Annotated in this window: 15 protein-coding genes; all 15 read left to right on the top strand. The window is 46.8% G+C overall.

Annotated elements, in window-relative coordinates; translation table 11 throughout:
• Positions 1-14: 14 nt before the first annotated feature.
• Positions 15-1,139: a glycoside hydrolase family protein gene (locus GJV22_RS10275; protein ID WP_163712582.1), complete on the top strand. Its 1,125-nt coding sequence runs from the start codon at positions 15-17 to the stop codon at positions 1,137-1,139.
• Between the two features lie 25 nt (positions 1,140-1,164).
• On the top strand, positions 1,165-3,579 hold the full coding sequence (galB, locus tag GJV22_RS10270) for a beta-galactosidase GalB (RefSeq protein WP_163712579.1): 2,415 nt from the start codon (positions 1,165-1,167) through the stop codon (positions 3,577-3,579).
• A 30-nt stretch (positions 3,580-3,609) separates the two neighbouring features.
• Positions 3,610-4,683 (top strand): mandelate racemase/muconate lactonizing enzyme family protein, encoded by a 1,074-nt coding sequence (locus tag GJV22_RS10265; RefSeq protein ID WP_163712577.1) that lies wholly within the window; start codon positions 3,610-3,612, stop codon positions 4,681-4,683.
• Between the two features lie 22 nt (positions 4,684-4,705).
• A complete protein-coding gene (locus tag GJV22_RS10260; RefSeq protein ID WP_163712574.1) occupies positions 4,706-5,470 on the top strand; it encodes an SDR family NAD(P)-dependent oxidoreductase in 765 nt (254 codons plus the stop codon).
• A 28-nt stretch (positions 5,471-5,498) separates the two neighbouring features.
• The gene (locus GJV22_RS10255) at positions 5,499-8,798 is read left to right on the top strand and encodes a glycoside hydrolase family 2 TIM barrel-domain containing protein (protein WP_163712571.1); all 3,300 of its coding nucleotides are present in this window, start codon (positions 5,499-5,501) and stop codon (positions 8,796-8,798) included.
• A gap of 19 nt (positions 8,799-8,817) precedes the next feature.
• Complete coding sequence (locus GJV22_RS10250) at positions 8,818-12,228, top strand: glycosyl hydrolase (RefSeq protein ID WP_163712569.1); 3,411 nt, start codon at positions 8,818-8,820, stop codon at positions 12,226-12,228.
• 2 nt (positions 12,229-12,230) lie between these two features.
• Complete coding sequence (locus tag GJV22_RS10245) at positions 12,231-13,661, top strand: sialate O-acetylesterase (RefSeq protein WP_205461830.1); 1,431 nt, start codon at positions 12,231-12,233, stop codon at positions 13,659-13,661.
• Positions 13,662-13,759: 98 nt separating this feature from the next.
• Positions 13,760-16,081, top strand: a complete 2,322-nt coding sequence (locus GJV22_RS10240; RefSeq protein WP_163712566.1) for a DUF5703 domain-containing protein — start codon at positions 13,760-13,762, stop codon at positions 16,079-16,081.
• A 34-nt stretch (positions 16,082-16,115) separates the two neighbouring features.
• Positions 16,116-17,162 (top strand): uroporphyrinogen decarboxylase family protein, encoded by a 1,047-nt coding sequence (locus GJV22_RS10235; RefSeq protein ID WP_163712563.1) that lies wholly within the window; start codon positions 16,116-16,118, stop codon positions 17,160-17,162.
• Positions 17,159-17,485, top strand: a complete 327-nt coding sequence (locus GJV22_RS10230; RefSeq protein ID WP_205461829.1) for an L-rhamnose mutarotase — start codon at positions 17,159-17,161, stop codon at positions 17,483-17,485. Before GJV22_RS10235 ends, GJV22_RS10230 begins: the two co-directional genes overlap by 4 nt.
• A gap of 10 nt (positions 17,486-17,495) precedes the next feature.
• Positions 17,496-18,554, top strand: a complete 1,059-nt coding sequence (locus GJV22_RS10225; RefSeq protein WP_163712560.1) for an L-rhamnose/proton symporter RhaT — start codon at positions 17,496-17,498, stop codon at positions 18,552-18,554.
• Between the two features lie 173 nt (positions 18,555-18,727).
• Positions 18,728-20,239 (top strand): purine-cytosine permease family protein, encoded by a 1,512-nt coding sequence (locus GJV22_RS10220; RefSeq protein ID WP_205461828.1) that lies wholly within the window; start codon positions 18,728-18,730, stop codon positions 20,237-20,239.
• Positions 20,236-20,427 carry a hypothetical protein gene (locus GJV22_RS10215; protein ID WP_163712557.1) on the top strand — a complete coding sequence of 64 codons (192 nt, stop codon included), beginning with the start codon at positions 20,236-20,238 and terminating at the stop codon, positions 20,425-20,427. Before GJV22_RS10220 ends, GJV22_RS10215 begins: the two co-directional genes overlap by 4 nt.
• Before the next feature lie 18 nt (positions 20,428-20,445).
• The gene (locus tag GJV22_RS10210; protein ID WP_163712554.1) at positions 20,446-23,169 is read left to right on the top strand and encodes an alpha-L-rhamnosidase; all 2,724 of its coding nucleotides are present in this window, start codon (positions 20,446-20,448) and stop codon (positions 23,167-23,169) included.
• Between the two features lie 3 nt (positions 23,170-23,172).
• The gene (locus tag GJV22_RS10205) at positions 23,173-25,212 is read left to right on the top strand and encodes an aceric acid hydrolase (RefSeq protein WP_163712551.1); all 2,040 of its coding nucleotides are present in this window, start codon (positions 23,173-23,175) and stop codon (positions 25,210-25,212) included.
• Positions 25,213-25,323 lie beyond the last annotated feature (111 nt).

The following is a 25,323-nucleotide window of genomic DNA, read 5'->3' as shown; positions in this document are numbered from 1 at the left end:
TATGAAATAGACAGATGAAAAGAACATTTTTCGCATTAGCACTTGCAGCGCTTTCAATGGTGGCATGCTCGCCCAAAAAGAAAGCATTGCCGGAATCGGTGTCTCAACAGAAGATGGACGAGATTTATAACGAGGTTAAAACGCCATATAAATATGGATTAATCATGGTGCCAGATAGCAATTCGTACAAAATGGATTGCCCGACTATTTTCCGTCACGATGATCAATGGGTGATGACTTACATCATTTTCGACGGACGCGGTTATGAAACGCATCTGGCTTTGAGTGACGATCTGATTCATTGGGACGAGCAAGGAGCGATTATGCAGTTCTCGGATACCACCGATTGGGATGTGAATCAAAAAGCGGGCTATCCGTCACTGATTCATTACGATTGGGGTGGTGATTACGGCATTGATACCTACGATGGAAAATATTGGATGAGCTACTTTGGAGGCAATTCAACCGGGTATGAAAAGGGATTGCTGTCGGTTGGAATGGCTTTTACGAAAGAAGATCCGGCTACTTTACACCAGTGGGACCGCCTGAAAAAGCCGGTAATAACCTCAAACGATGAAGATGCTCGTTGGTACGATAACAGTACGATCTATAAGAATTTTATAATCGAAGACAAAGAGCGCCTGACGGGGCATCCGTTCGTGATGTATTACAATGCGCGTGGTGACAGCATCAATCCGGATCGCGGTGCTGAACGAATCAGCATGGCTGTTTCGGATGATATGGTCAGCTGGAAACGCTTTGGCAACAAGCCTGTGTTGAATCATCATAAAGGTATTACCGGCGATGCGGTAATTCAGAAGATTGGAGATGTCTATGTGATGTTCTTTTTCCGTGCCTATTGGCCCGATGGTCAAACGGTTGTTTATAACAGCTTTGCCGCCTCATATGATTTGGTGCATTGGACCGAATGGAATGGTCAGCACCTGATTGAACCATCAGAAAGCTACGACGATTTGTTTGCTCACAAAGCCTATGTGATTCAAGTTGACGGGGTGGTTTATCACTTCTACAATGCTGTGGATAAATTGGGTAATCGTGGAATTGCTTTAGCTACATCAAAAGACTTGGGCAAAAGCTCGATGACCTTTAGTTCAACAGAAGAATCAGCCGTAAAATAGCTTTTCAAACCGAACCGGAAAACCAATGAAACAACGATTTAAACTACTCACTTTTATTTTCGCGGTGGCAGCCTTTGGAGGTTGTCAACCAAAGAAAATTGCAGAACGTCAAAGCTTTGATAAAGACTGGAAATTCATGTTGGGCGACGATTCGCTTGCTTATCAGATCAGCTACGACGATGGAGCCTGGCGTAAGCTAAATGTGCCGCACGACTGGAGCATCGAAGGTGAGTTTAGCGCGGATGCACCGGCAACCACGGAAGGTGGCGCCTTGCCAACCGGAATTGGTTGGTATCGTAAGAGTTTTCAGCTAGTGAAGCCGGCAACGGAAAAGCAGTTCTATATCGATTTTGACGGTGTTTTTTGCAACAGCGAAGTTTGGATAAACGGCCAGCATTTAGGCAAACGGCCTTATGGCTATATTTCGTTTCGCTATGATTTGACCCCGTTCCTGAAGTTCGGTGAAGAGGATAATATTCTGGTTGTTCGGGTTGATAATTCGGCTCAGCCGGCTTCACGCTGGTACACCGGTTCCGGAATTTACCGCCATGTTTGGTTGGTTGAAGAGAATCCGGTTCATGTGGCACATTGGGGAACTTTTGTGACCACACCCGAAGTTTCGGCTGAACTGGCGAAAGTGAAATTGGATATTCAACTTGAAAATACGACTACTCTTGAGCAAGAAGTGATTGTGAAATCATCGGTTTTGGATAGCGGAGGAACAGTAGTCGCAAAAGCCGAGTCAGCGCTAATGGCGATCACTGGAATTTCAACTTTGACTCAATATTTTGAGTTGAAAGAACCGGCCTTGTGGTCGCCCGGAAATCCAAATTTATACAATGTTAAAACGGAGATTGTCGGAGACGGAAAAGTATTGGATGAGTACGACACGCCGCTAGGTGTGCGTTGGTTCGAGTTCACCCCGGAGAAAGGCTTTTTCATGAATGGTCAGCCATACAAGCTCCATGGTGTCAATCAACACCACGACCTCGGAGCTTTGGGCGCTGCTGCAAATACGCGTGCGATGGAGCGCCAACTGGAGATTCTCAAGGATATGGGAGTGAATGGCATTCGCATGGCCCATAATCCGCCGGCACCTGAACTACTACAGTTGTGCGACAAGATGGGCTTCCTGGTGATTGACGAGTCTTTTGACGAATGGAAGAAAACGAAAGCCAAGAAAGGCTATCATCTGTATTGGGACGAATGGCATAAGCGGGATCTGGAAGATATGATCTTGCGGGATCGAAACCACCCTTCAATTTTTGTTTGGAGTATCGGAAACGAAATTCCGGAACAGTTTGATACGACTGGTATTCGAATTACCCGCGAGTTGGCTGATATTGTTAAAGCTTTGGACACGACTCGACCAATAACAGCGGCTTTAACGGAAACTGATCCGGAGAAAAATAACCTCTACAAATCCGGCGCACTGGATTTGCTGAGCTTCAACTATAAACACGAGGAGTATTTGAAATTTCCGGATCGTTACCCGGGCGAGTGCATGCTGGCATCCGAAAATATGTCGGCTTTGTCGACCCGCGGACATTACGATTTTCCGTCAGACAGCGTGCGCATCTGGCCTCCTGCATACAATGCGCCTTTTGACGGAAATCCGGATTTGACTGCTTCATCCTTCGACAACTGTATCGCCTATTGGGGGGCAACCCACGAAGATACTTGGGCAGTGGTGAAGAACAACGACTTCATCCCGGGCATGTTTATTTGGTCGGGCTTTGATTATATCGGTGAGCCTTTGCCATACCCGTATCCGGCTCGTAGCAGCTATTTGGGAATTATCGACCTGTGCGGTTTCCCGAAAGATGTGTACTACATGTATCAAAGTGAGTGGACTGATAAGACAATGTTGCACTTGTTCCCACATTGGAATTGGACAGAAGGACAGACCGTCGATTTGTGGGCTTACTACAATAATGCCGACGAGGTGGAACTGTTTGTGAATGGTGTTTCTCAAGGCAGGAAATCAAAAGAAAAAGATCAATTCCACGTGATGTGGCGGGTTTCGTTTCATCCCGGAAGCATTAAAGCAGTGAGTTATAAAAACGGCGAAAAAGTGGCCGAGCAGGAAATTCGCACAGCTGGTCCAGCCGCAAAAATTGAGTTGATAGCTGATCGTAGCGAGATAAATGCAGACGGAAGCGACCTTTCTTTCATTACGGTGAAAGTGACTGACAAGGATGGAAATATGGTGCCCGACGCAGCCAATCTGGTCAATTTTAAAGTTGACGGAGAAGGATTTGTGGCTGGCGTAGACAATGGTTACCAGGCGAGCACCGAGCCGTTTAAGGCCAACTATCGGAAAGCGTTTAACGGCATGTGTTTGCTGATTGTGCAAAGCACTGAAAAAGCCGGATCGATAAAAGTCACAGCAAGTAGTGACGGCTTGGAGACAACTCAAATTGAATTAAAAAGTAACTAAATATTTTGAACTTGAAATAAGAACCGGTTCATGACAACAATAAAAAACTTTAACCTGTATTCGGCGAAGGCTGCTTTGAAAAAGCCTATTGCGGACTCGACTCATACGCTGACTGAAATTTCCTTTCTGGTTTTGCGTATTCAAATCCAGAAGGGAATTGTAGGCGAATCCTATTTGCTCAGTTTTCAGTACAGCCCGCAGGCCATCGCCGGAGCGATCCGCGATGTTGGGCAGCTGGTGTTAGGCGAAGAAGTATACAATACGGTGAAGGTATTTGAGAAAATTAATCATGCGAACGAATACTTCGGGTTGGAGGGTGTAAACCGTTGGGCACAGGCCGCTTTTAATATTGCGATGTGGGATGCCTGGTGTAAAACACTAGGGCAACCAATCTGGAAAGTTCTGGGAGCTTCGCGCACCGAAGTGCCGATTTACGGCAGCGGAGGTTGGCTATCTTATTCTGTTGAAGAATTGATTGGCGAGGTGAGCGATTATAAGGCGCGCGGATTTCAGGCGGTCAAAATCAAAGTCGGCAAACCCGACTGGCGGGAAGATATGGAGCGTCTTCGCCTGGTGCGAGAGGCCGTTGGCAACGACATTAACATCATGATGGATGCCAACCAGGGCATGGATGTTCCCTCGGCCTTGGCTTTGGCACGCGCTGCCCGCGATTTGCAGATTACCTGGTTTGAAGAGCCAATTAACCATGCCGATTTTCAGGGATTCGAGTTATTGAAAAATCAGGCTGGTGTTTCGCTGGCAATGGGTGAGCGCGAGTACTCAAGCTTGCCCTTGCGGGAGTTGTTGCAACGGAATGCCATCGACATTTGGCAGCCCGATATTTTGCGGTTGGGAGGAGTTGAAGCCTGGAGAGATAGCGCGGCATTGGCCGGTAGTTTCAACATCCCGGTTTTGCCCCATTACTATAAAGATTACGACATTCCGCTGTTGTGTACGATACCTAACGGAGCGGGTGCAGAATCATTCGACTGGATTGATCCGTTGATTGATCATCCGCTTGAGATTGTCAATGGAGTAGCCCGTCCGCACAATCGTCCGGGATGGGGATTTCAGTTCAAAGATGAATGTTTAACGGAGCTGTAAGTAACGTCAAAAAAGTAGGAAAATGGATCTACTGCATAAATTTTATTCGCTCGAAGGACTGACTGTGGTTGTGACAGGCGCATCCAGTGGATTAGGGCTGGATATGGCCGTTTGTATGGCGAAACTCGGTGCTAAAGTTTTTGCACTTAGCCGCACGGGGCAATCTAAAGTTGAGCGGATGGAGCTTTTACCTGAACAGATCGTGCATCTATCGATGGATGTATCGGATGAACTTTCCGTTACCAATCGAATCAACGAAATTGGTAATCAACATGGAATCGATGTGTTGGTAAACAATGCAGGTGTAAGTCTCCGCAAAAAGGCAGAGGAACTGACAGAAAAGGAATGGGACAAAGTTCACAATGTCAATTCGAAAGGGATCTTTCTGTGCTGTAAACACGCGTATCCTTTCTTGAAAAAGTCCACTTTGCCGGGGCGAGTGATTAATATTTCGTCTATGGCTTCTTATATGGGGTTTTCCGAAATTATAGCCTACAACTCGAGTAAAGCATCGGTTTTGGGGATCACCCGTGCATTGGCTACTGAATGGCGCGAAGATGGAATTTTGGTTAATTCTGTGTCGCCGGGATGGTTTCCTACGCTGCTTAGCGAGCAGGTGATGGATGATGACCGGCGTGAAAAAATTTTGCGAAAGATTCCAATGAGACGTTTTGGAAAACCGGAAGAATTGTCGGCTATGATTTGCTTTCTGGCCTCACCGGCCGCGACCTACATCAATGGACAGGATTTTTCCGTTGATGGCGGAGCATTGACTTATGGTTATTAGAATATTGAAAGAAAAAGAAACATTGAAAATGAGACCACTAAAACTAATATTGGCACTATTATTAGGAGTTACCGGGAGTATCGGAGTAAATGCGCAGGGAGAAACCGGCGTTTTAGCAGGTATTCCGCCATTGAAGACTACTGAGATGGCCGAACCATGGGAGAACCCCGAGGTTAGCGGTATCAATCGCGATGCGTCGCGCGTGACTGCTTATTCCTTTGCGTCAACCGAAGATGCGCTGAGAGGCGATCGGGAAACCAGTGGCCGTTATGAGAGTTTGAATGGTGACTGGGATTTCTATTTTGCCATGAAACCTGCAGGTGCTCCCAAAGACTTTTACAAGTCGAAAGTGAGTGGCTGGGATAAAATTGAAGTGCCGTCCAATTGGGAAATGAAGGGGTACGACAAGCCAATCTATAAAAGTGCAGTTTATCCGTTTCGCCCAATTAATCCGCCCTACGTACCAAATGATTATAATCCCGTAGGATCGTATCAGCGTTCATTTACGATTCCTGCCAATTGGAAAAATATGAACATCACCTTGCATTTTGGCGGCGTGAGTTCCGGATTCAAAGTTTGGGTGAATGGTAAATTTCTGGGTTATGGAGAAGACAGTTGTCTGCCTTCCGAGTTTAATGTAACTCCCTATTTAAAGGATGGTGAAAATACGGTCTCCGTACAGGTGATTCGCTGGAGCGACGGCGCTTACCTGGAAGACCAGGATCATTGGCGCATGAGTGGCATTCATCGCGAAGTGTACCTAATGGCAGAGCCGAAATTGCGGATTGCTGATTTCTTTTATCAAACCAAATTGGATGATGATTACCGGGATGCGACTTTCAGTCTTCGTCCGCGTATTGAGAACTTGACAGGAGATAGCGTGAAAGGCTATGAGCTGGAAGCTATGTTGTACGATCCTTCCGGAAAACCTGCATTGAAAGAGCCCTTGCATAAAAGTGCTTTGGATATTTTAAATGAAACATGGCCACGCCTCGACAATGTGAATTTCGGGCTGCTGGAAACAAAATTGAAGAATCCGCTGAAATGGAGCGACGAAGAACCAAATTTATACACACTGGTTTTGACCATGAAGGACAGCACCGGCGCTGTAACAGAAGCCAAAAGTTGTAAAGTCGGATTCCGAAAAATAGAGTTTGATCCGGTAACTTCTAAGCTGTTGGTTAATGGTAAGGAGACCTACATTTACGGCGTCAACCGGCACGATCACGATCCGGTGAAAGGAAAGGCGCTTTCCCGGGAAGATATTTTAAAAGACGTGCGGCAAATTAAACAGTTTAACTTCAACTGTATTCGCACCTCGCACTATCCCAACGATCCGTATTTCTACGATTTGTGTGACGAATACGGAATTTTGGTCATCGATGAAGCGAACTTTGAAACTCACGGTCTGGGAGGAAAACTGGCCAACGATCAAAAATGGTTGAATGCGCATCTGCAGCGGGTGGTTCGCATGGTTGAACGCGATAAAAATCATCCCTCTGTCGTTATTTGGAGTCTCGGAAACGAAGCTGGCCGTGGTCCGGCAACAGCAATTATGGCCGCTTATTGTCACGACTACGACATTACCCGACCTGTCCACTACGAGCCTGCCATGGGCGACCAAAAGGTGAAAGGCTACATTCCACCGGGTGATCCCAACTACCCGAAGGATCATTCGCACCGTATTCAAACACCGCTTGACGAATCATATATCGATATCGTTAGCCGCATGTATCCGGCTTTGTATACCGGTCCGCTTTTGGTCAACCAGGATAACGGAGATAACCGACCAATTTTCTGGTGTGAATATTCCCACTCTATGGGAAATTCAACCGGTAACCTGAAAGAGTGGTGGGACCAAATCCGATCAACCTCGCGTATGATTGGTGGTTGTATTTGGGATTATAAAGATCAGGGATTGCTGAAAAAGGATGAAAACGGAGCCGAGTTTTACGGTTATGGTGGTGATTTCGGCGACACGTTGTTAAACGACAATAATTTCTGTATAAACGGTATTGTTGCTTCGGATGGACGGCCAAAGGCCGCGATGTACGAATGCAAATGGGTGTTTCAACCGGTCAGTTGCGAGCTGGTGGATGCTGATGGATTTAAAGTGAAAATCACCAACCGTCATGCAGTTCAAAACCTTTCTGATTATGTGCCGACCCTGAAATTTCAGGAAGATGGTAAACTGATCAAAACGGTTCAATTGGCCCCGATTTCTTTGGCAGCCGGGAAGGATACATTGATCAGTTTTAAAGATGAACTACCGAAAATGAAGGCTGAAGCTGAATATTTGGCGACTCTTTCCTTCCGATTGAAAGATAAAACAAGCTGGGCTGATGTCGGATTTGAAGTGGCTTTCGATCAATTTGCCTTGACGGGGCTGAGTTCGGAAACTTCTTCTGTAAAATCGCAACCAACGATTGAAGTGCAAGAGACCCCCGAGGCTTTTGTGCTGACTGGAAAAAACTTCAACCTGAAATTTGACAAAACTAATGGAGCACTGAGTTCCTACAAATGGAAAGGAGAGGAGCAGTTGTTTGCGCCGCTGTTGCCGCATTTTACCCGCCCGCTCACCGACAATGACGAGCGAGGATGGAAACCGCAGAAGAAACTGAAAGTTTGGTACGATGCCGAGCCTAAACTGCAATCGGTTGGAACAGATACCAAAGCAGATGGAACGATCGAGGTTCGTAGTAATTACGAGATTGTTCCGGGTAGCGCTTCTTGCTCCGTTGTTTACACCTTACGCGGCGATGGTGCCTTGAAAGTTGACTATGAACTAAAAGCTTCACCGGAGTTGCCCAATATTCCTAAACTTGGTATGCAATGTGGTATCGCTGATGCCTATCGTCGGATCAGCTGGTACGGAAAAGGCTCGCTGGAAAACTATTGCGATCGAAGCTTTGGCTTTGAGGCTTCAACTTATTCGGTTCCCATTGATCGATTTATCGAGCCTTATGTAATGCCTCAGGAAAATGGTAACCGCACGGACGTTCGTTGGATGTATTTGTCGAATAAGCCAAAAACGGAGGGTTTGCTGGTCGTGGCTGACAGCCTGTTGAGCATGAGTGCCTGGCCGTGGACCGAAGCGAATATCAACGCCGCCAAACATACCAATGAGTTAAAAGAAACGGGCTACCTGACATTGAATATAGATTTGAAGCAAATGGGAGTTGGTGGTAACGATAGCTGGTCGGATGTTGCTGCGCCGGAGCCGCAATACCAGATTCCTTCGGGTACTTACCATTACCGTTTTTACCTGGTGCCTTTTGCTGCCGGCAAGAATGAAATCAATAAGCAAATCTTTCAATACAAGTTTTAGTTCAAACCCAAACTGACGAATGAAACGAATCAAACCGATACCAATCCTTTTAGCCATTGCCCTGGTGGCGCTTGGAATTTCTTGTGTGCAAGAAAAAGCTCCAAATGCAAAAGTTGAAGTGCCTACGGATGATGACGCTACTGTTTGGACCTTCTGGCACTGGGTGCATGGAGCTGTAAGTAAAGAGGGGATTGCCGCCGACCTTGAATCAATGAAAGAGCAGGGGATTGGAGGGGCCTATATTTTTGCGATTCGCGATACGGCCGGTCTGTACGAAAATCAACTGGTAACTTATAGCCCCGAGTGGTTTGATGTTGTGGAATACACGGTGAAAGAAGCGAAACGTCTGGGGATATCTTTGGGCTTCAATACTTGCGATGGATTTACAACAGCCGGAGGCCCCTGGATTACGCCGGAACTATCGATGCAAAAGGTGGTTTGGGCAGATACAATTGTCGAAGGTGGAGGACAGCTCCATTTCTCGCTGCCACAGCCAGAGGATTATAAAGGCTATTACAAAGACATTGCAACTTATGCTTATCCCGTTTCTGATTACGAGCAAGATTCGTGGGTGATCCTGCCTGAGGTTAGTTCGAATATGGAAGAAGGCGATTTACAGTATTTGGCTGAAAAGAATAACGAAAAAACTTTTACATCTAAAAATGAAGGTTGGATAGAATATGCTTTCGATAAACCTTTTACTTGTCAGACGATACAAATTTTAACCGGATGGGCGAATTACCAGTCGAACCGTTTGATTGTAGAGGTAAGTAATGATGGTGAAAAATTCTGGGAGCACATACGCCTGGTGCCTCCACGTAGCGGCTGGCAGGATTTGTATCAGCACAATACTCAGGCCATTCCTCCGGTAACTGCTAAGTATTTCCGCTTCGTTTTTGAGAAGGGAGGCTCGGAACCTGGTGCAGAAGATTTGGATGATGCCAAATGGAGTCCCAAATTACAATTAAAGGGTTTGCGTTTGCTATCGTCGGCACGAATCAATCAGTTTGAAGGAAAAAATGCGTCGATCTGGCGTATTGCTGACGAGACAAAAATAGATGCAGAGGATGGGCAATTTGTTCCAATAAATACGCTGATTAATGTGACGGAATACCTTTCTGCGGATGGCGTTTTAAAATGGAATGTTCCTGAAGGAAAATGGAAGATTATTCGCATGGGATATACATCAACCGGTACTGAAAATTATATTGGTGGTGGTGCCCGAGGTTTGGAATGCGATAAGTTTAATGAAGATGCAGTCAAACTACAGTTTAATAAGTGGTTTGGCGAAATTTATAATCAGGTTGGTGAGGATGCTCATGGTACACTTACCCGAATGCTTTGCGATAGTTGGGAATGCGGCAGTCAGAACTGGACTGCAAAGTTTCCTGAGGAATTTGAAAAGCGCAGAGGTTACAGTTTAATGGCTTATTTACCGGTTATGGCTGGTATTCCGTTGGAAAATGCAAATCTTTCGGAAAGCGTGTTGCGCGATGTTCGCGAAACGGTAGCCGAATTATTTGCCGATAAATTTTCGGGTACAATGGCGGCTGAAGCGCATAAACTGGGGGTGAAGTTTGTGGAGGAGAGTAACGCGCCAACGGGAGTTGTCGATGGGATGCTGCACCAGAAATATGTTGATTATCCGATGGGGGAATTTTGGTTCCAGAGCCCCTCACACGACAAACCGAATGATATTTTAGATGCTGTTTCTGCTGCACATATCTATGGCAAGCCGGTTGTTCAGGCTGAAAGTTTTACGGAGATCCGATTGGATTGGAATGAAACGCCGGCGATGCTCAAACCTTATGCGGATCGAAATCTGGCACTTGGGATCAATAAAATCGTTAATCATGTTTTTGTACACAGCCCTTGGTTGGATCGAAAGCCGGGCATGACATTGGATAAAGTTGGAACCTTCCTGCAACGGGAGCAAACCTGGTGGAATATGAGCCATGGGATTTGGACTTATTTGGAGAATAGCCAGCGTTTGCTGCAAAAAGGGATGCCGGTCGTGGATATTGCTGTTTTTACAGGCGAGGAGATCCCCAGACGTGCCATTTTGCCGGATCGGCTTGTCAGTACCTTACCTGGCTTATTCGGTAAGGAGCGTGTTGCGTCGGAAAAAGAACGTTTGGAAAACGAAGGCTTCCCGAAATACGAAATGCCCCGGACTGTAAGTACGCAGGCGAATATGGCCCGACCGGAAAATTGGATCGATCCATTGCGGGGATATGCTTACGATTCATTTAATAAAGATGCCCTCTTGAATTTGTCTACTGTTGAAAATGGAAAGGTTGTGTTTGCTTCAGCAATGAAGTATTCAATTCTTGTTATTCCGGGAAATCGCAAGATGGCTCCTCAGGGAGGTGAACGCATGAGTATCGAAGTTGCCGGGAAACTGCTTGAGTTGCTAAATAATGGCGCGACTATTTTGATGCAACAAAGGCCAACAAAAACAACCAGCTTAATTGAAGATGATGAGCGCTTGAATGCCATTCTCGATGAAATGTTTTCCGGAACGGAGAAAAGCACTGAGCTAAACGGTGAAAAGCTGAAATATATTCAAAAAGGGAAAGGACGATTAATATTTGGTTCGTTTGAAAATTCAACCCTCGAACCTCTCGGTATTCATCCTGATTTTACATCAGATGCAACAGGTAAATTAGCCTGGAACCATCGGAATTCAGACGAAGAAGACATCTACTTTATTGCCAATCAGAGCGCAGATCGCGTAACCGCAACCATGTCCTTTCGGGCGAATAGTGAAGAGCCAGTTCTTTATAATCCGGCCACAGGGACATACGCTGAATGTACCTATCAAACCGAGGAAAGCGGGCGGGTGATGATAAAATACCCCTTTCATGCCTACGAATCGGTATTTGTGCTCTTCGGGGCTGAAGTTCAAGAAACAGGAGAAAATCTGCAATTGTCAGATTTCACTCAGGTTAGAATGATCAACAATGCCTGGGAAGTAAGTTTTCATCAAGATTTTGGAGGCCCGAAAAGACCGCAAACATTCGAAACCTTGACCGATTGGTCGAAAAATGCCGATGATGCCGTTAAATATTACTCGGGAGAAGCGGTGTACAAAACCACGTTCAATTGGGATGGTGATACGGAAGGACTATGGTTAGACTTGGGGAAAGTTTGCGATGTGGCAGAAGTTAGCCTGAACGATAGCGAACCTGTTGTGCTTTGGACTGCTCCCTATCAATTGGCTTTAAAGAGTGTGAAAAAAGGCGAAAATTTGTTGACAATTAAAGTTGCCAATACCTGGAATAACCGCCTGATTAGCGACCACGGTTTGCCGGAAGAAGAACGCATTACGTGGACGACGGCTCCTTACCGTTTGGAAGATCAACCCTTGCTTCCGGCAGGTTTGCTGGGACCTGTAACAATTAAAAATCAGAATAAAAACGAAGAATAGAAATGAAGAATTTGATTCAAAGACCTTTATTGATTTTATTGCTGTTGCTGACTGCTCCTGCAGTTTGGGCAAAAGTGAAAATGCCGGCTTTGTTTGCCAATAATGCCATTTTGCAGCAGAAAAGCGAAGTTGCCATGTGGGGATGGGCCGATGCAAAAGCAACAGTTGAAGTAACGCCATCCTGGAACAACAAAACCTACACGGCCAAGGCGGATAAGGAAGGAAAGTGGAAGCTGCAGGTTGAGACACCGGAAGCTGGTGGTCCTTTCGAAATTAAAATCAGTGATGGTACCGAGTTGGTACTGCAAAATATTTTGATTGGTGAAGTTTGGTTGTGTACCGGCCAGTCGAACATGGAGATGCCGATGAAAGGTTTTCCGGGACAGCCGGTTGTTGGTTCCAATATGGATATCCTGAAATCGACAAACGACCAGATTCGCTTGATTACGGTTCCTCGCAGTTCGCAAACTGTAGCTCAGGATAATTTTGAAGCCAAGTGGAAAGAGGCCGATCCGGCAGCCGTTCGCAATTTCAGCGCAACGGGCTACTATTTTGGCCGCATGTTGCAGGAAATGCTGGGTGTTCCCGTTGGTTTGATTGAGGTGAGCTATGGAGGTTCCTGTATTCAAGCCTGGATGAGCCCGAAAACTTCGGTTTCATTCGAAGACAAGCAAGTGCCTGCGCCGGGCGATAGTATTCCTGTTCCCAACCGCACGCCGACCGTGCTTTTCAACGGTATGTTGAATCCCGTGATTGGCTACGGAATTGCAGGCTGTATTTGGTACCAGGGGGAAACCAACTACATTGAACCGGATCGTTACGAGGAACTTTTCCCAACTATGGTGGCGGAATGGCGCGAGTTATGGGGAATCGGCGACTTTCCGTTCTACTACGCACAAATTGCGCCGTTCGACTATTCGGTTTTTACTCCCAAAGAGTATGACGAAAAATACAACTCGGCTTACCTGCGCGATGCACAGCGTAAAGCAGAGGCAAAAATTCAGAACAGCGGCATGGCCGTGCTGATGGATGTTGGTGAGAAAACCAGTATTCACCCAATGCACAAACAAGAAGGCGGCGAGCGTTTGGCTTTATGGGCGCTTGCTAAGACCTACGGATTAAGAGATTTTGCCTATAAAAGTCCTTCATACAATGCCTTCGAGGTAAAAGGCAGCCAACTGATTGTGTCTTTCAACGACGCTTCGAACGGATTGACAACCTATGGTAAAGAATTGACTGGTTTCGAGATTGCCGGTGAGAACAAAGTGTTTTATCCTGCTGAAGTCTTTTTGAGAAGTAAGTCACTTGTGCTTTCGTCACCACATGTTGAGAAGCCGGTAGCGGTTCGCTATGCCTTTAACGATTTTACAGTAGGAAGCCTTTATGGAACGAATGGATTGCCGGTTTCATCTTTTAGAAGTGACGATTGGTAAATCAAATATTTTGAGGATTATAGTTTTAGAAGAAAGGAATGTGAGTTGAGCGCGTAATTTGATTGCCGCTCGCTCGCGTTCTTTAAAAAAAGACCAAAATGAAGAAACACATTCAGATAACAATTGCGATACTTTTGCTGCTTGTTGTAAAGCTTTCGGCACAACGCGCCGAGCTGGATGATTACAACCTGGTTTGGACCAGCCAAAGTGCAAACTCATCCGAGTCTATGCCTTGTGGCGGCGGTGATGTTGGGCTGAATGTGTGGGTTGAAAACGGTGATCTGCTTTTCTATGTCTCGCAAAGCGGCACGTTTGACGAAAATAACTGTATGTTGAAGTTGGGCCGTGTTCGGGTGAAGCTGACTCCAAATCCCTTCGACAGTGAAAACTTCAAGCAGGAATTACATCTGAAAGAAGGCTTTGTAATCATTGATGGTGAAAAAGACGGATTGAAAGTTACAGCCAAGCTTTGGGTTGATGTGTTTCGTCCGGTAATTCATTTTGAATTGGAAGCGAATCGTCCGGTTGCTGCGGAAGCGACTTACGAAAGTTGGCGGACGGAAGATCGTCCGTTGGGAAAACTGGAAAGCTTTGCTAATTCGTACAAATGGGCAGCTCCCGGAGGTTTGGTGACTAAAGCCGATCGGGTTGAGTTTGCTGATGACGGCGTGTTGTTCTGTCATCGAAATTCCGGTGAAACGGTGTTCGACGTGACCGTTCACCAGCAGCAGTTGGATGGAGTAAAAGATCGACTTTATAACCCGCTCGAAAATCTCACTTTTGGTGGTTTGATGCATGGAACAGATATGATTCCGGCAGGAGAGACATCCGGGAAATATGTCAATACCGAGTTCAAAGGTTTCAAACTGAAAAGTAAGTCGCCTGCGAAGAAACAAGAACTAAGAATCTACTTACATACAGCTCAAACTGAAAGTTGGGATGTTTGGACGACTGAACTTTCAGCTCTGCGTTCACAAAGCTTGAAACAGGGAAACGAAGCTTATCAGCAAACACAACAATGGTGGGCTGATTTCTGGAATCGAAGTTTCGTTTTCATTCAGCCCAATAGCAAAAACGAACAATCGGAACGCTGGCAAGTTGGACGGAATTACCAGTTGTTCCGCTACATGTTGGCCTGCAACGCTCATGGTAAATATCCGACCAAATTTAACGGGGGCCTGTTTACGGTTGATCCTGTTTTTACGGATTCAACGCGGGTATTTACACCTGATTTCAGGAATTGGGGAGGCGGAACATTTACGGCTCAAAACCAGCGATTGGTGTATTTCCCCATGCTGAAAAATGGGGACTTCGATATGCTCCCGTCTCAATTCGATTTCTATTTACGGACCTTGAAGAATGCGACGCTTCGATCTAAAACGTATTGGGGACACGATGGTGCCTGTTTTACCGAGCAGTTGGAAAACTTTGGTTTGCCCAATCCAAGCGAATACGGTTGGAAGCGCCCCGGAGACTATGACCCAGGCAGACAATACAATGCCTGGCTGGAATACCAGTGGGATACTGTTCTGGAGTTTTGCCATATGATCCTGCAGGATCAGCAGTACTCGGGAGCTGATATCTCAAAATATCTGCCTCTGATTGAGAGTTCGCTTAAGTTCTTCGATGAACATTACCGGTATCTGGCACGCCAGCGCGGTGCAAAGGAATTGAATGGTGACGGACAGTTGGTATTATACCCGGGATCAGCTTGTGAAACATATAAAATGGCCTACAACTCCACCTCCACAATTGCAGCGCTAAAAACAGTTTTGGAAGAATTGCTGGAATTACCGGAGGAGTATGCAGTACAACTTAATCGCGAGTTTTTCGCAGAGATGGCGACGCGTATTCCATCGATTAATTTTCGGGAAATAGACGGACATCAAGCAATCGCTCCGGCCAAGCTGTGGGAGCGGGTAAACAACACGGAAGTGCCACAACTATACCCGATTTATCCGTGGGGAATGTATGGCGTTGGACTGCCGGATCTGGAGGTTGCGCTGAACACTTGGAAATATGATCCGGATGCGCTGAAATTTCGCAGTCATAAAGGCTGGAAACAAGACGCCATTTTCGCTGCCCGCCTCGGCCTGACTCACGAAGCGGATTCGTTGGTGACGTTGAAATTGAAAGACTCTGGTCGTCGGTTTCCCGCATTCTGGGGGCCTGGTTTCGACTGGACACCGGACCACAACTGGGGTGGCTCTGGAATGATTGCTTTGCAGGAAATGTTGGTGCAAAATGTCGGTGATAAAATTTACCTGTTTCCGGCCTGGCCAAAAGAAAAAGATGTGCAGTTTAAGCTGCATCTACCCAATAAAACCACGATTGAAGCGAAGTGGGAGAGAGGACAATTAGTGACGTTGGATGTGTGGCCTGAAGAGAGAAGCGCTGATGTCGTGAATTGTTTGGAATGATACGGACAAGTCAAACCAAAAAACCTAATAAACAATGAAACTAACGCACAAAGAACGCTTTTATGCCACCATCAACAATGAACCGGTTGATCGGCCGGCTTCCTGGCTCGGGCTCCCCGTTCCACAGGCAGAGAAAGCATTGATATCGCACTTTGGTGTCAAATCGGTGGATGAACTTCGACAGCTGATTGACGATGATGTGTATCCCGTTGAAGTGCCCTACAATTTCCCGCCTTCAAACCATATTGCCTGTGCTTTTAAATTTGCTAAAGCAGTGCATTTAGACAGTCCGGATGAACGGACATTGACGGCTCCGGGATTTTTCGAAGATTACAGCGATCCGGCAGATGTGGATCTTTTTGATTGGCCCAATCCGGCCAAATACCTGGATTGCGAGGAGGCGCTACGACGCGTAAAAGCCGTTGATCCGCAATACGTGCGTATGGGGATTTTGTGGAGTGCCCACTTTCAGGACGCATGCTCTGCTTTTGGAATGGAGACGGCCCTCATGAATATGCTGATGAATCCGGAAATGTTTCAGGCAGTGATTGATCGAATCACGGATTTCTACCTAAGAGCAAACGAATTATTTTTTGAAGCAACCAAAGGCTATTTGGATTCCGTGTTGATTGGTAACGACTTTGGGAGTCAAAACGGCTTGATGGTTGATCCCGATCTGCTGCGAACCATGGTGTTCCCCGGAACAAAAAAGCTGATCGATCAGGCAAAAAGCTACGGGCTGGCAGTAATGCACCATTCCTGTGGTTCCATCTTTCCGGTGATTGATGACCTGATTGAACTGGGGGTGGATATTATTCATCCCATTCAGGCACTGGCGGCCGATATGGATGCACCCAATCTGAAAAAGCATTTCAACGGAAAAACGGCATTTTGCGGAGGCGTGGATGCCCAGTATTTACTGGTCAACGGAGATACAAAGTCAGTAGCTCAGAAAGTTCACGAATTGAAAGAACTATTCCCAACGGGCTTAATTGTCTCTCCTAGTCATGAAGCTATTTTACCTGATATTCCACCGGCAAATATTCAGGCTATGTTCGACGCATTAAACGGTAAATCATGAGCAAACGATTTGGACAAATGATTCGGCTGAAGCCGGAGGGAACAGCCAAATACATTCAACTTCATGCTGAAGTATGGCCTGGTGTTTTAGACAAAATTAAAGAATGTAAGCTGGCGAACTATTCAATCTTTTTCAAAGATAATTACCTGTTCGCTTACTTTGAATATGACGGTTCTGACTTTGAACAGGATATGACTAAGATGGCTGCTCATGCGGAAACTCAGCGTTGGTGGGATGTGGTAAAACCACTGATGGAGCCAATTGAGAATCGGGAACCCGGCGAGTTTTGGAGTACCATGCATGAAATTTTTCACCTCGATTAAAAGAAATACTATGGTACCATCAAGCCCAATATTAGGAACAATGTTACATGCGATTGGAGGCGTATCTGCCTCGTCGTGTTATGTGCCCTTTCAAAAAACGAAAAATTGGTCATGGGGAACATTCTGGTTAGTTCAGGCCATGTTTGCCTGGATTTTGATGCCGGTAATTATCGGATTGCTTACGGTGAACGATTTTTTTACGATCCTGAAAAATGCCCCTTCTCATGCTTTATGGGGAGCTTTTATATTAGGAGCAGTTTACGGATTTGGTAGTATGTCATTCGGTGTGGCAATTCGCTACATAGGTTACTCACTAACTTATACATTGGCGATTGGTATTTCTGCGATTGTCGGAACCGTGCTTCCTCTTGTGATCTTCGGAGGGCTGGTTGATTATTTTACCAACCCCGGAGGTGGCATTGTGCTGGCTGGAATGCTGGTGTCAGTTATTGGTGTTGCCGGTTGTGGCTGGGCCGGTTTTCGTCGGGAAAAGGAATTGGCACCGAGTACTGATGCAGGGCAAAAATCCAATATGATGATTGGTTTGTTTCTGACAATCGTTGCCGGAGTGCTGTCTGGGGTATTCAACATTTCGCTGGAGTTTGGGCAACCTATTGCCGACATGGCTGCAGCGAACGGAGCCGGCCATTTTGAAGGCAATGCCAAATTGATTGTCTCAACAGCAGGATGCTGGGTGGTGAACATGATTTGGTTTTTGGTGCTTGGCATTCAGCAAAACACCTTGCGTGAGTTTACGGGCAAGCTCGGAATCGAAAACAAAGTGCTATTTAAAAATCTGGTTTGGTCAGCTTTAGCTGGAACCATGTGGTTTTTGCAATTCTTCTTTTACGGACTGGGGCATGTTAGCATGGGCCGATTCCAGTTTGCCAGCTGGGTGTTGCACATGTCAATGCTTATTTTCTTCAGCTATATTATTGGAGTTCTGATGAAAGAATGGAAAAATATTCACCGTTCGACTTACGTCTTGCTTCTTGTGTCCCTTTTTATTTTGGTAATTTCATTTGTAATAATAGCATACGGAAGTATGGTTGGTGAAAGTAAAATGTAGTTGAAGAGAAAGAAAATGCAGTTGATATTTTGCATTTTTTTAAAGAATAGTGCTTTAAAAGAAAGTAAAACGAAATAAAACAAAAATAAACGAAAATATTTAGAATTGTTTTTGCTAAATTGGGCATCAAATTTTTCGAACCAAAAGATAATAATCAAACTAAATCAATAACTATGCAGATGAAAGGAGAAGCAGTATCCGGCGGGGGCTCTGGTAGCCTCATTGAACGGCTGGATGCGCTTTATGAATATGACAGGGAACCTGTTTCCGAAAAGAAATTACACGGTTGGAAAACCTTTATTGCCATGTTTGCCGGCGAACACGTTGCCGGTACCGAGTTTGTACTTGGCCCATTAATGGTGATGCACGGTGTGTCAGCGAAAGATTTTTTTCTGGGGTTATTGGTCGGCAACATTTTGGCCGTTTTGAGCTGGGCATTAATGACAGCGCCGGTCGCAGTAAAAACCCGCCTGACCATATACTGGCAACTTCGAAAAATAATCGGACCTTATTTGACGATTGCTTACAGTGCATTCTATGCTGTCATTCTTTGTCTATTGGCAGGAGCAATGGTTACCGTGGCTGTAACCGCCATTTCCATTCCCTTTGGAATTCCGAATCCGGATTATGTGGCCGGCGATTTGATACCATCAATTCCATGGATGGGGCTGGCTTTAGTCGTGGGAGTGGTTATTGCTGCTCTGGCTGTTTTGGGTTTCGAAAAGATCGCGACTTTCTCTAAAATTTGTGCACCGTGGATGGTGTTGGTTTTCTTCGCCGCAGCTATTGCCGTGCTGGGAAAACTGGGAGCTACCTCTTTTAGCGATTTTTGGCAAATTGCCAACGATAAGATTTTCACCGGCGTTCCGATCGGTAATAACTCCAAGTATACTTTTTGGCACGTGGCCGGCTTTGCGTGGTTGTGTAATGCACCTCAGCATCTTGGAATGTCGGATGTGACTATTTTCCGATATGCGAAGAGTTGGACGCAAGGTTTTGCATCTGCTTTCGGTATGTTTTTAGGTCACTTCGGAGCATGGATTGCATCAGGCATCTTATGTGCTGCATTCCTTTCTGAAGGTTTTGTGAACCCGCAACCGGGTGCAATTGGTTTGTATGGTGCCGGCATCGCCGGAGCGATTAGCGTTGTTATTGCCGGATGGACGACCGCTAACCCGACATTGTACCGTGCAGGCTTGGCCATTCAGGTGGCTACGCCAAACTGGAAACGCTGGAAAGTGACTTTTGCTGCCGGAGCATTCATGATTTTTACAGCCTGTATCCCGGCGGTGAATGCCAATCTTGATCGTATTGTGAGTTACAATGCCCTGTTTTTCGTACCGCTGGGTGCATTTGTATTGATGGACGTTTGGGTCTTTCCAAAGCTTGGGTTAATCAGCAACTTCACCGAAAAATCGAGAAAACTTTTTAGCTGGCCTGCAGCCATTGCTTGGGTGGGATCATTTCTGATTTGTTTTATTGTTTACGGAAAAGATCATCTAGCCTGGATGAAGAGCATGCTTAACGGCGGATTGCCAAGCTGGTTGGATGCCATAAATATGGATTTAACTTACCTGATTGCCCCCGAATGGATTTTGGCCTCGTTGATGTACGTCGGCTTCAGTTATTACCAACAAAAATCAGCAAAGAATACGCAACTAATTGCAGAAGGAGGTTTGTCATGAAAAAAGTATTGATCATCGTTTCCTTTATCGGATTGCTGTTGACGATTATTCCTTCCATCCTGGTTTTCGAACAGTTCATTGAGCTGAAGTCGCATTTCCATCTGATGGTTGCAGGGATGATTATGTGGTTTGCAACGGCCCCGTTTTGGATGAAGAGCAAATCGTTGGATGAGGAGGAGAGTAATTAAGTTTTCAGATCGAAAAGCATGAAGCAATTGAAACTATTCAATTTAAGAACAGAATATAAAAACAACCCAGTTGGCGTAGGAACCGCTGAACCACGTTTCAGCTGGGAATTAGAGGATCAGTTGCGTGGAAGTCTGCAGCAAACCTGTCAAATCCGATGCGCTTTGTCGGAAGCCGATTTAGTGGCGGGCAATAACTTGCTTTGGGATAGCAGTAAACTGGAAAGTTCGCAGTCCAACCAAATGGTATATGCCGGTCACGAGCTAAGCTCGGGGATGCGGGTTTTCTGGCAGGTTCAGGTTGAAACCAATCACGGCGAAAAAACTGACTGGAGTGAAGTTGCCTGGTTCGAAACCGGTTTGCTTGCTCAATCGGATTGGGAAGCACAGTGGATCGAACCGGATTTAGATGAAGATACTTCGACATCGACACCGAGTCCGTATTTGCGCAAAGAATTCCCGACGAAAAAACTGGTTCGCAAAGCAACGGCGTATGTGACTTGTCATGGTTTATACGAACTTCGCTTCAATGGGAAGGTGGTGAGCGATCATTTGTTTACCCCCGGATGGACCAGTTACCGACATCGGTTGCAATACCAGGCTTACGATGTAACTGACCTGCTTTGCGAAGGGGAGAATGCGATCGGCGCTATTTTAGGAGATGGCTGGTATCGTGGGTTCCTGGTATGGCAGGGCAATAAGAATTTATACGGCGATAAGCTGGGTTTATTATTTCAGCTTCAACTTGAATACATTGACGGGAGCACGGAGCTGATTGGCAGCGATGACAGCTGGAAGGCAAACACCGGTCCGATTCTGAAATCGGATATTTACAATGGCGAAACTTACGATGCCCGCCTGGAGTTGGACCGATGGGATCGTGCCGGATTTGATGACCAAAGCTGGAAGCCGGTCTCGGTTCGCGATTATGGCTATCAGAGTTTGGTTTCGTCGGATGGTGTGCCGGTCCGGATTACCGAGCGACTGAAACCGATTGAAAAGATGATTACACCGAACGGTGACATGGTCTTCGATTTCGGGCAGAACCTGGTGGGCTGGGTTCAGTTTAAACTGCAAGGAAACAAAGGGGACAAAATTACTCTGAATCATGCGGAGGTGCTCGATCAGAATGGCAATTTCTACACGGCCAACCTGCGTGCTGCCAAAGCTCAGGATGAATATATATTTAAAGGCGAAGGGACTGAAGAATACGCGCCACGCTTTACCTTTCACGGCTTTCGGTATTTGAAAATCAGTGATTACCCCGGAGAGGTGAATGCTGAAGATTTGGAGGCTTGTGCCATTCACTCGGACATGGCGCCAACCGGCGATTTTGAGTGTTCGGATGAGCTGATCAACCGGCTGCAGAAAAATATTCAATGGGGATTGCGAGGCAATTTTCTGGATGTACCAACCGATTGTCCGCAGCGCGACGAGCGTCTGGGATGGACCGGCGACGCACAGGTTTTCGCGCCAACGGCTTGTTTTAACAACGATGCAGCTTCGTTTTACACCAAATGGATGCAGGACTTTCCGATCGACCAGAAGCCCAACGGTAGCGTGCCCTGGGTGGTACCCAACGTTGTGGAAGATGGTGGAGGAACCGGTTGGTCCGATGGATTTGGCTCAACAGCATGGGCCGACGCCGCTGTGATCATTCCGTGGACTGTTTACCGCGTTTACGGCGACACCCGGATTCTGGAACAACAGTACAGCTCCATGAAAAGCTGGGTGGAATATATGATTGCTGAATCGGGCGACGGATTCATCTTTAATACCGGTTTTCATTTTGGCGACTGGCTTTCGTTTGCCGAATATTACTCGTACAACTACAACGCGCCCGACTATGGCTATGCAGGCGCACACACCGATAAGGAACTCATTGCTACTGCCTACTTCTATTACACGACCGGGCTGATGCAACAAACTGCTAGTTTGGTTGGTAATAGCGAGGATGCAGCACGATATGCCGACATTCTACCCAAAATAAAAGCAGCCTTTAACCGGGAGTTTGTAACCCAAACCGGGCGCTTGACCTCGGGAACACAAACGGCATACATCATGGCTTTGTGCTTTGGCTTGCTACCCGACAAGCTAGTTACGACAGTGGCTAAACGCTTGGCCGACGATGTGAATTATTTCGGCCACTTGACAACCGGCTTTGTTGGAACGCCGCTGCTTTGCAAGGCTTTGAGCGATCACGGTTATCCCGATGTTGCTTACAAATTGCTCTTCAATAAGCGTTATCCGTCGTGGTTGTACCCGGTTACCAAAGGGGCGACGACGATTTGGGAACGCTGGGATTGTATTAAGCCGGATGGTTCTTTTCAAACCGAAGGCATGAACTCGTTTAACCACTACGCATACGGTGCGGTGGGCGACTGGCTGTATCAAACCGTTGCCGGTTTGCAGGCTGACCCGAAAACACCGGGCTACAAAAAGATTGTCGTCAAACCAACGCCTACGGAGCAATTGCAGTTTGCCAAAGCGAAGTTTCAATCCATGTACGGCTGGATTCGGTCGGAATGGGAACGGAGCGAAAGTTGTTTTACGCAAACCGTAGAATTTCCGGCGAATACGTCGGCCCGGGTTTATTTACTGGCCGATGAAAAATCGATTGTTCTGGAAGACGGTAAGCCGATCGGGAACCGAGAAGACATTCGCGTTTCAGGGCGCGAGGGCGACTATCTGGTGGTCGAAGTTGGCTCCGGAACGTATGTATTTCAAATTCAAAAACCGAATTAAATCATGGTGAAAAGATATTTTGTTACGCCGGTTTTACTGGTTCTGGTGACCTTTCAGTTGGCACAGGCACAGGATAAAAGCCTGGTGAACACCTCGAAAAGCAAATTCGCGAAACTGGAGTCTGTGAACCTGACGGATGTGCGGTGGACCACCGGTTTTTGGGCCGACCGCTACCAGGTGTGTGCGAAAAGTATGATGCCGCATATGCTGGACATGTACCTGAACGACTCGATCAGCCATGGTTATGCCAACTTCGAGATTGCCGCAGGACTGAAAGATGGGGAGCATATTGGTCCTCCGTTTCACGACGGCGATTTTTACAAAATGCTTGAAGCAGCGATTGTTGTGGCCGCGGAAACAAACGATCAACAGTTAGATCAAAAGATCGACTCCATCATTGCTGTGATTGGCATGACGCAACGGGCCGATGGCTACATTCACACGCCGGTGATGATTAATGAGCGGGAGCACCCGGAGAAGAAAGCGGAGTTTGCCGAGCGCATGGACTTTGAAACCTACAACATGGGGCACCTGATGACGGCGGCTAGTGTGCATTACCGCCTGACGGGGAAAATGAACCTGATGGATATTGCCATCAAAGCGACCGATTTTTTGTTTAAATATTACGAAGAGCACGCGTACGAACTGGCGCAAAATGCCATTTGTCCGTCGCATTACATGGGCGTAACCGAGATGTACCGCACGCTGGGTGATCCGCGTTACCTGGAGCTGGCTCAGGGCTTGATTGATATTCGCGACCAGGTTGACAACGGGCACGATCACAACCAGGATCGCATTCCTTTCCGCCAGCAAACCAAAGCTGAAGGACATGCTGTTCGCGCCAACTACCTGTACGCCGGAGCAGCCGATGTGTATGCCGAAACGGGCGATGAGTCGCTGATGAAAGCACTGGATGCTATTTGGCACGACCTGGTTGAGAATAAACTATACATCACCGGGGCCTGCGGCGCACTGTACGACGGTGTTTCGCCCAACGGAACCACCTACGACCAGCCTTCCATTCAACAGGTGCACCAGGCGTACGGCGAGGATTACCAACTGCCGAACCTGACGGCGCACAACGAATCGTGCGCGAACATTGGGAACCTGTTGTGGAACTATCGCATGCTGCAGGTGACTGCCGATGCGAAGTATGCCGATGTGATGGAGCAGGTCATGTACAACAGTTTGCTGGCTGCCATCAGCCTCGACGGCATCCGTCATTTTTACACCAATCCGCTGGCCGTTGCCGATGAGGTTTCGCCCGATCTGCGCTGGTCGAAGGATCGAGAGCCCTACATTAGCTATTGCAACTGCTGCCCGCCCAATACCATTCGCACCATTGCCGAGATCAACAATTACATGTACAGTTTGTCGAACGATGGTTTGTATGTGAATTTCTACGGGGCGAATGAGCTGAACACAACATTGGAAAATGGCGATGTCCTTCAACTAAACCAGGAAACAGATTACCCGTGGGACGGGGCGGTTGAGTTGGACGTGCAAAAGACGTTGAAAAATGAAATGACCCTGCACCTGCGCATTCCGGCCTGGTGCCCGGGAGCCGAACTGAAGGTGAACGGGCAGCCTGTTTCGGAGAAAGTGCAAGCCGGAACTTATGTTGCCGTTTCGCGCAAATGGAAAAAGGGCGACCAAATCAGCCTGAACTTGCCCATGCCGGTGCAGTTGATGGAAGCGAACCCGATGGTGGAAGAAACCCGCGGGTTGGTGGCTGTGCAGCGTGGACCGGTAGTGTATTGTGTGGAAACGGCTGATTTACCCAACGCGGTCGATGTGTTCAATGTCGCTGTTGATGCCGCCACGCAGCTGAAGCCGGAAGCGATCGAAATCGATGGTGCCAGAATGCTTGCCTTGAAAGGCGAAGGTGTTGTACTGACCGGTAACAGTTGGAAAAATAAATTGTACCAGCCCATCAACTCGGTTCAACCGGCTGAGCGGATCCCGCTCAAATTTGTGCCCTACTACGCTTGGGACAACCGGGGAAGAGGGGAGATGAGCGTTTGGATTCCCGTTAGGAGATAGTTTTTGTTGATATGATAATTGTTATTTGATTGTATGAAGAGTTTGGGGCGGATCTGATTCGCTCCGAACCTCTTCGTTTCAACCCGAAATTTAGTGAACGTCATAGTTTTA

This window comes from Mangrovibacterium lignilyticum (assembly GCF_010882175.1).
Lineage (GTDB): Bacteria > Bacteroidota > Bacteroidia > Bacteroidales > Prolixibacteraceae > Mangrovibacterium > Mangrovibacterium lignilyticum.
Note: the sequence above shows the minus strand (reverse complement) of the source record. Positions and strands in the feature narration are given on the sequence as shown.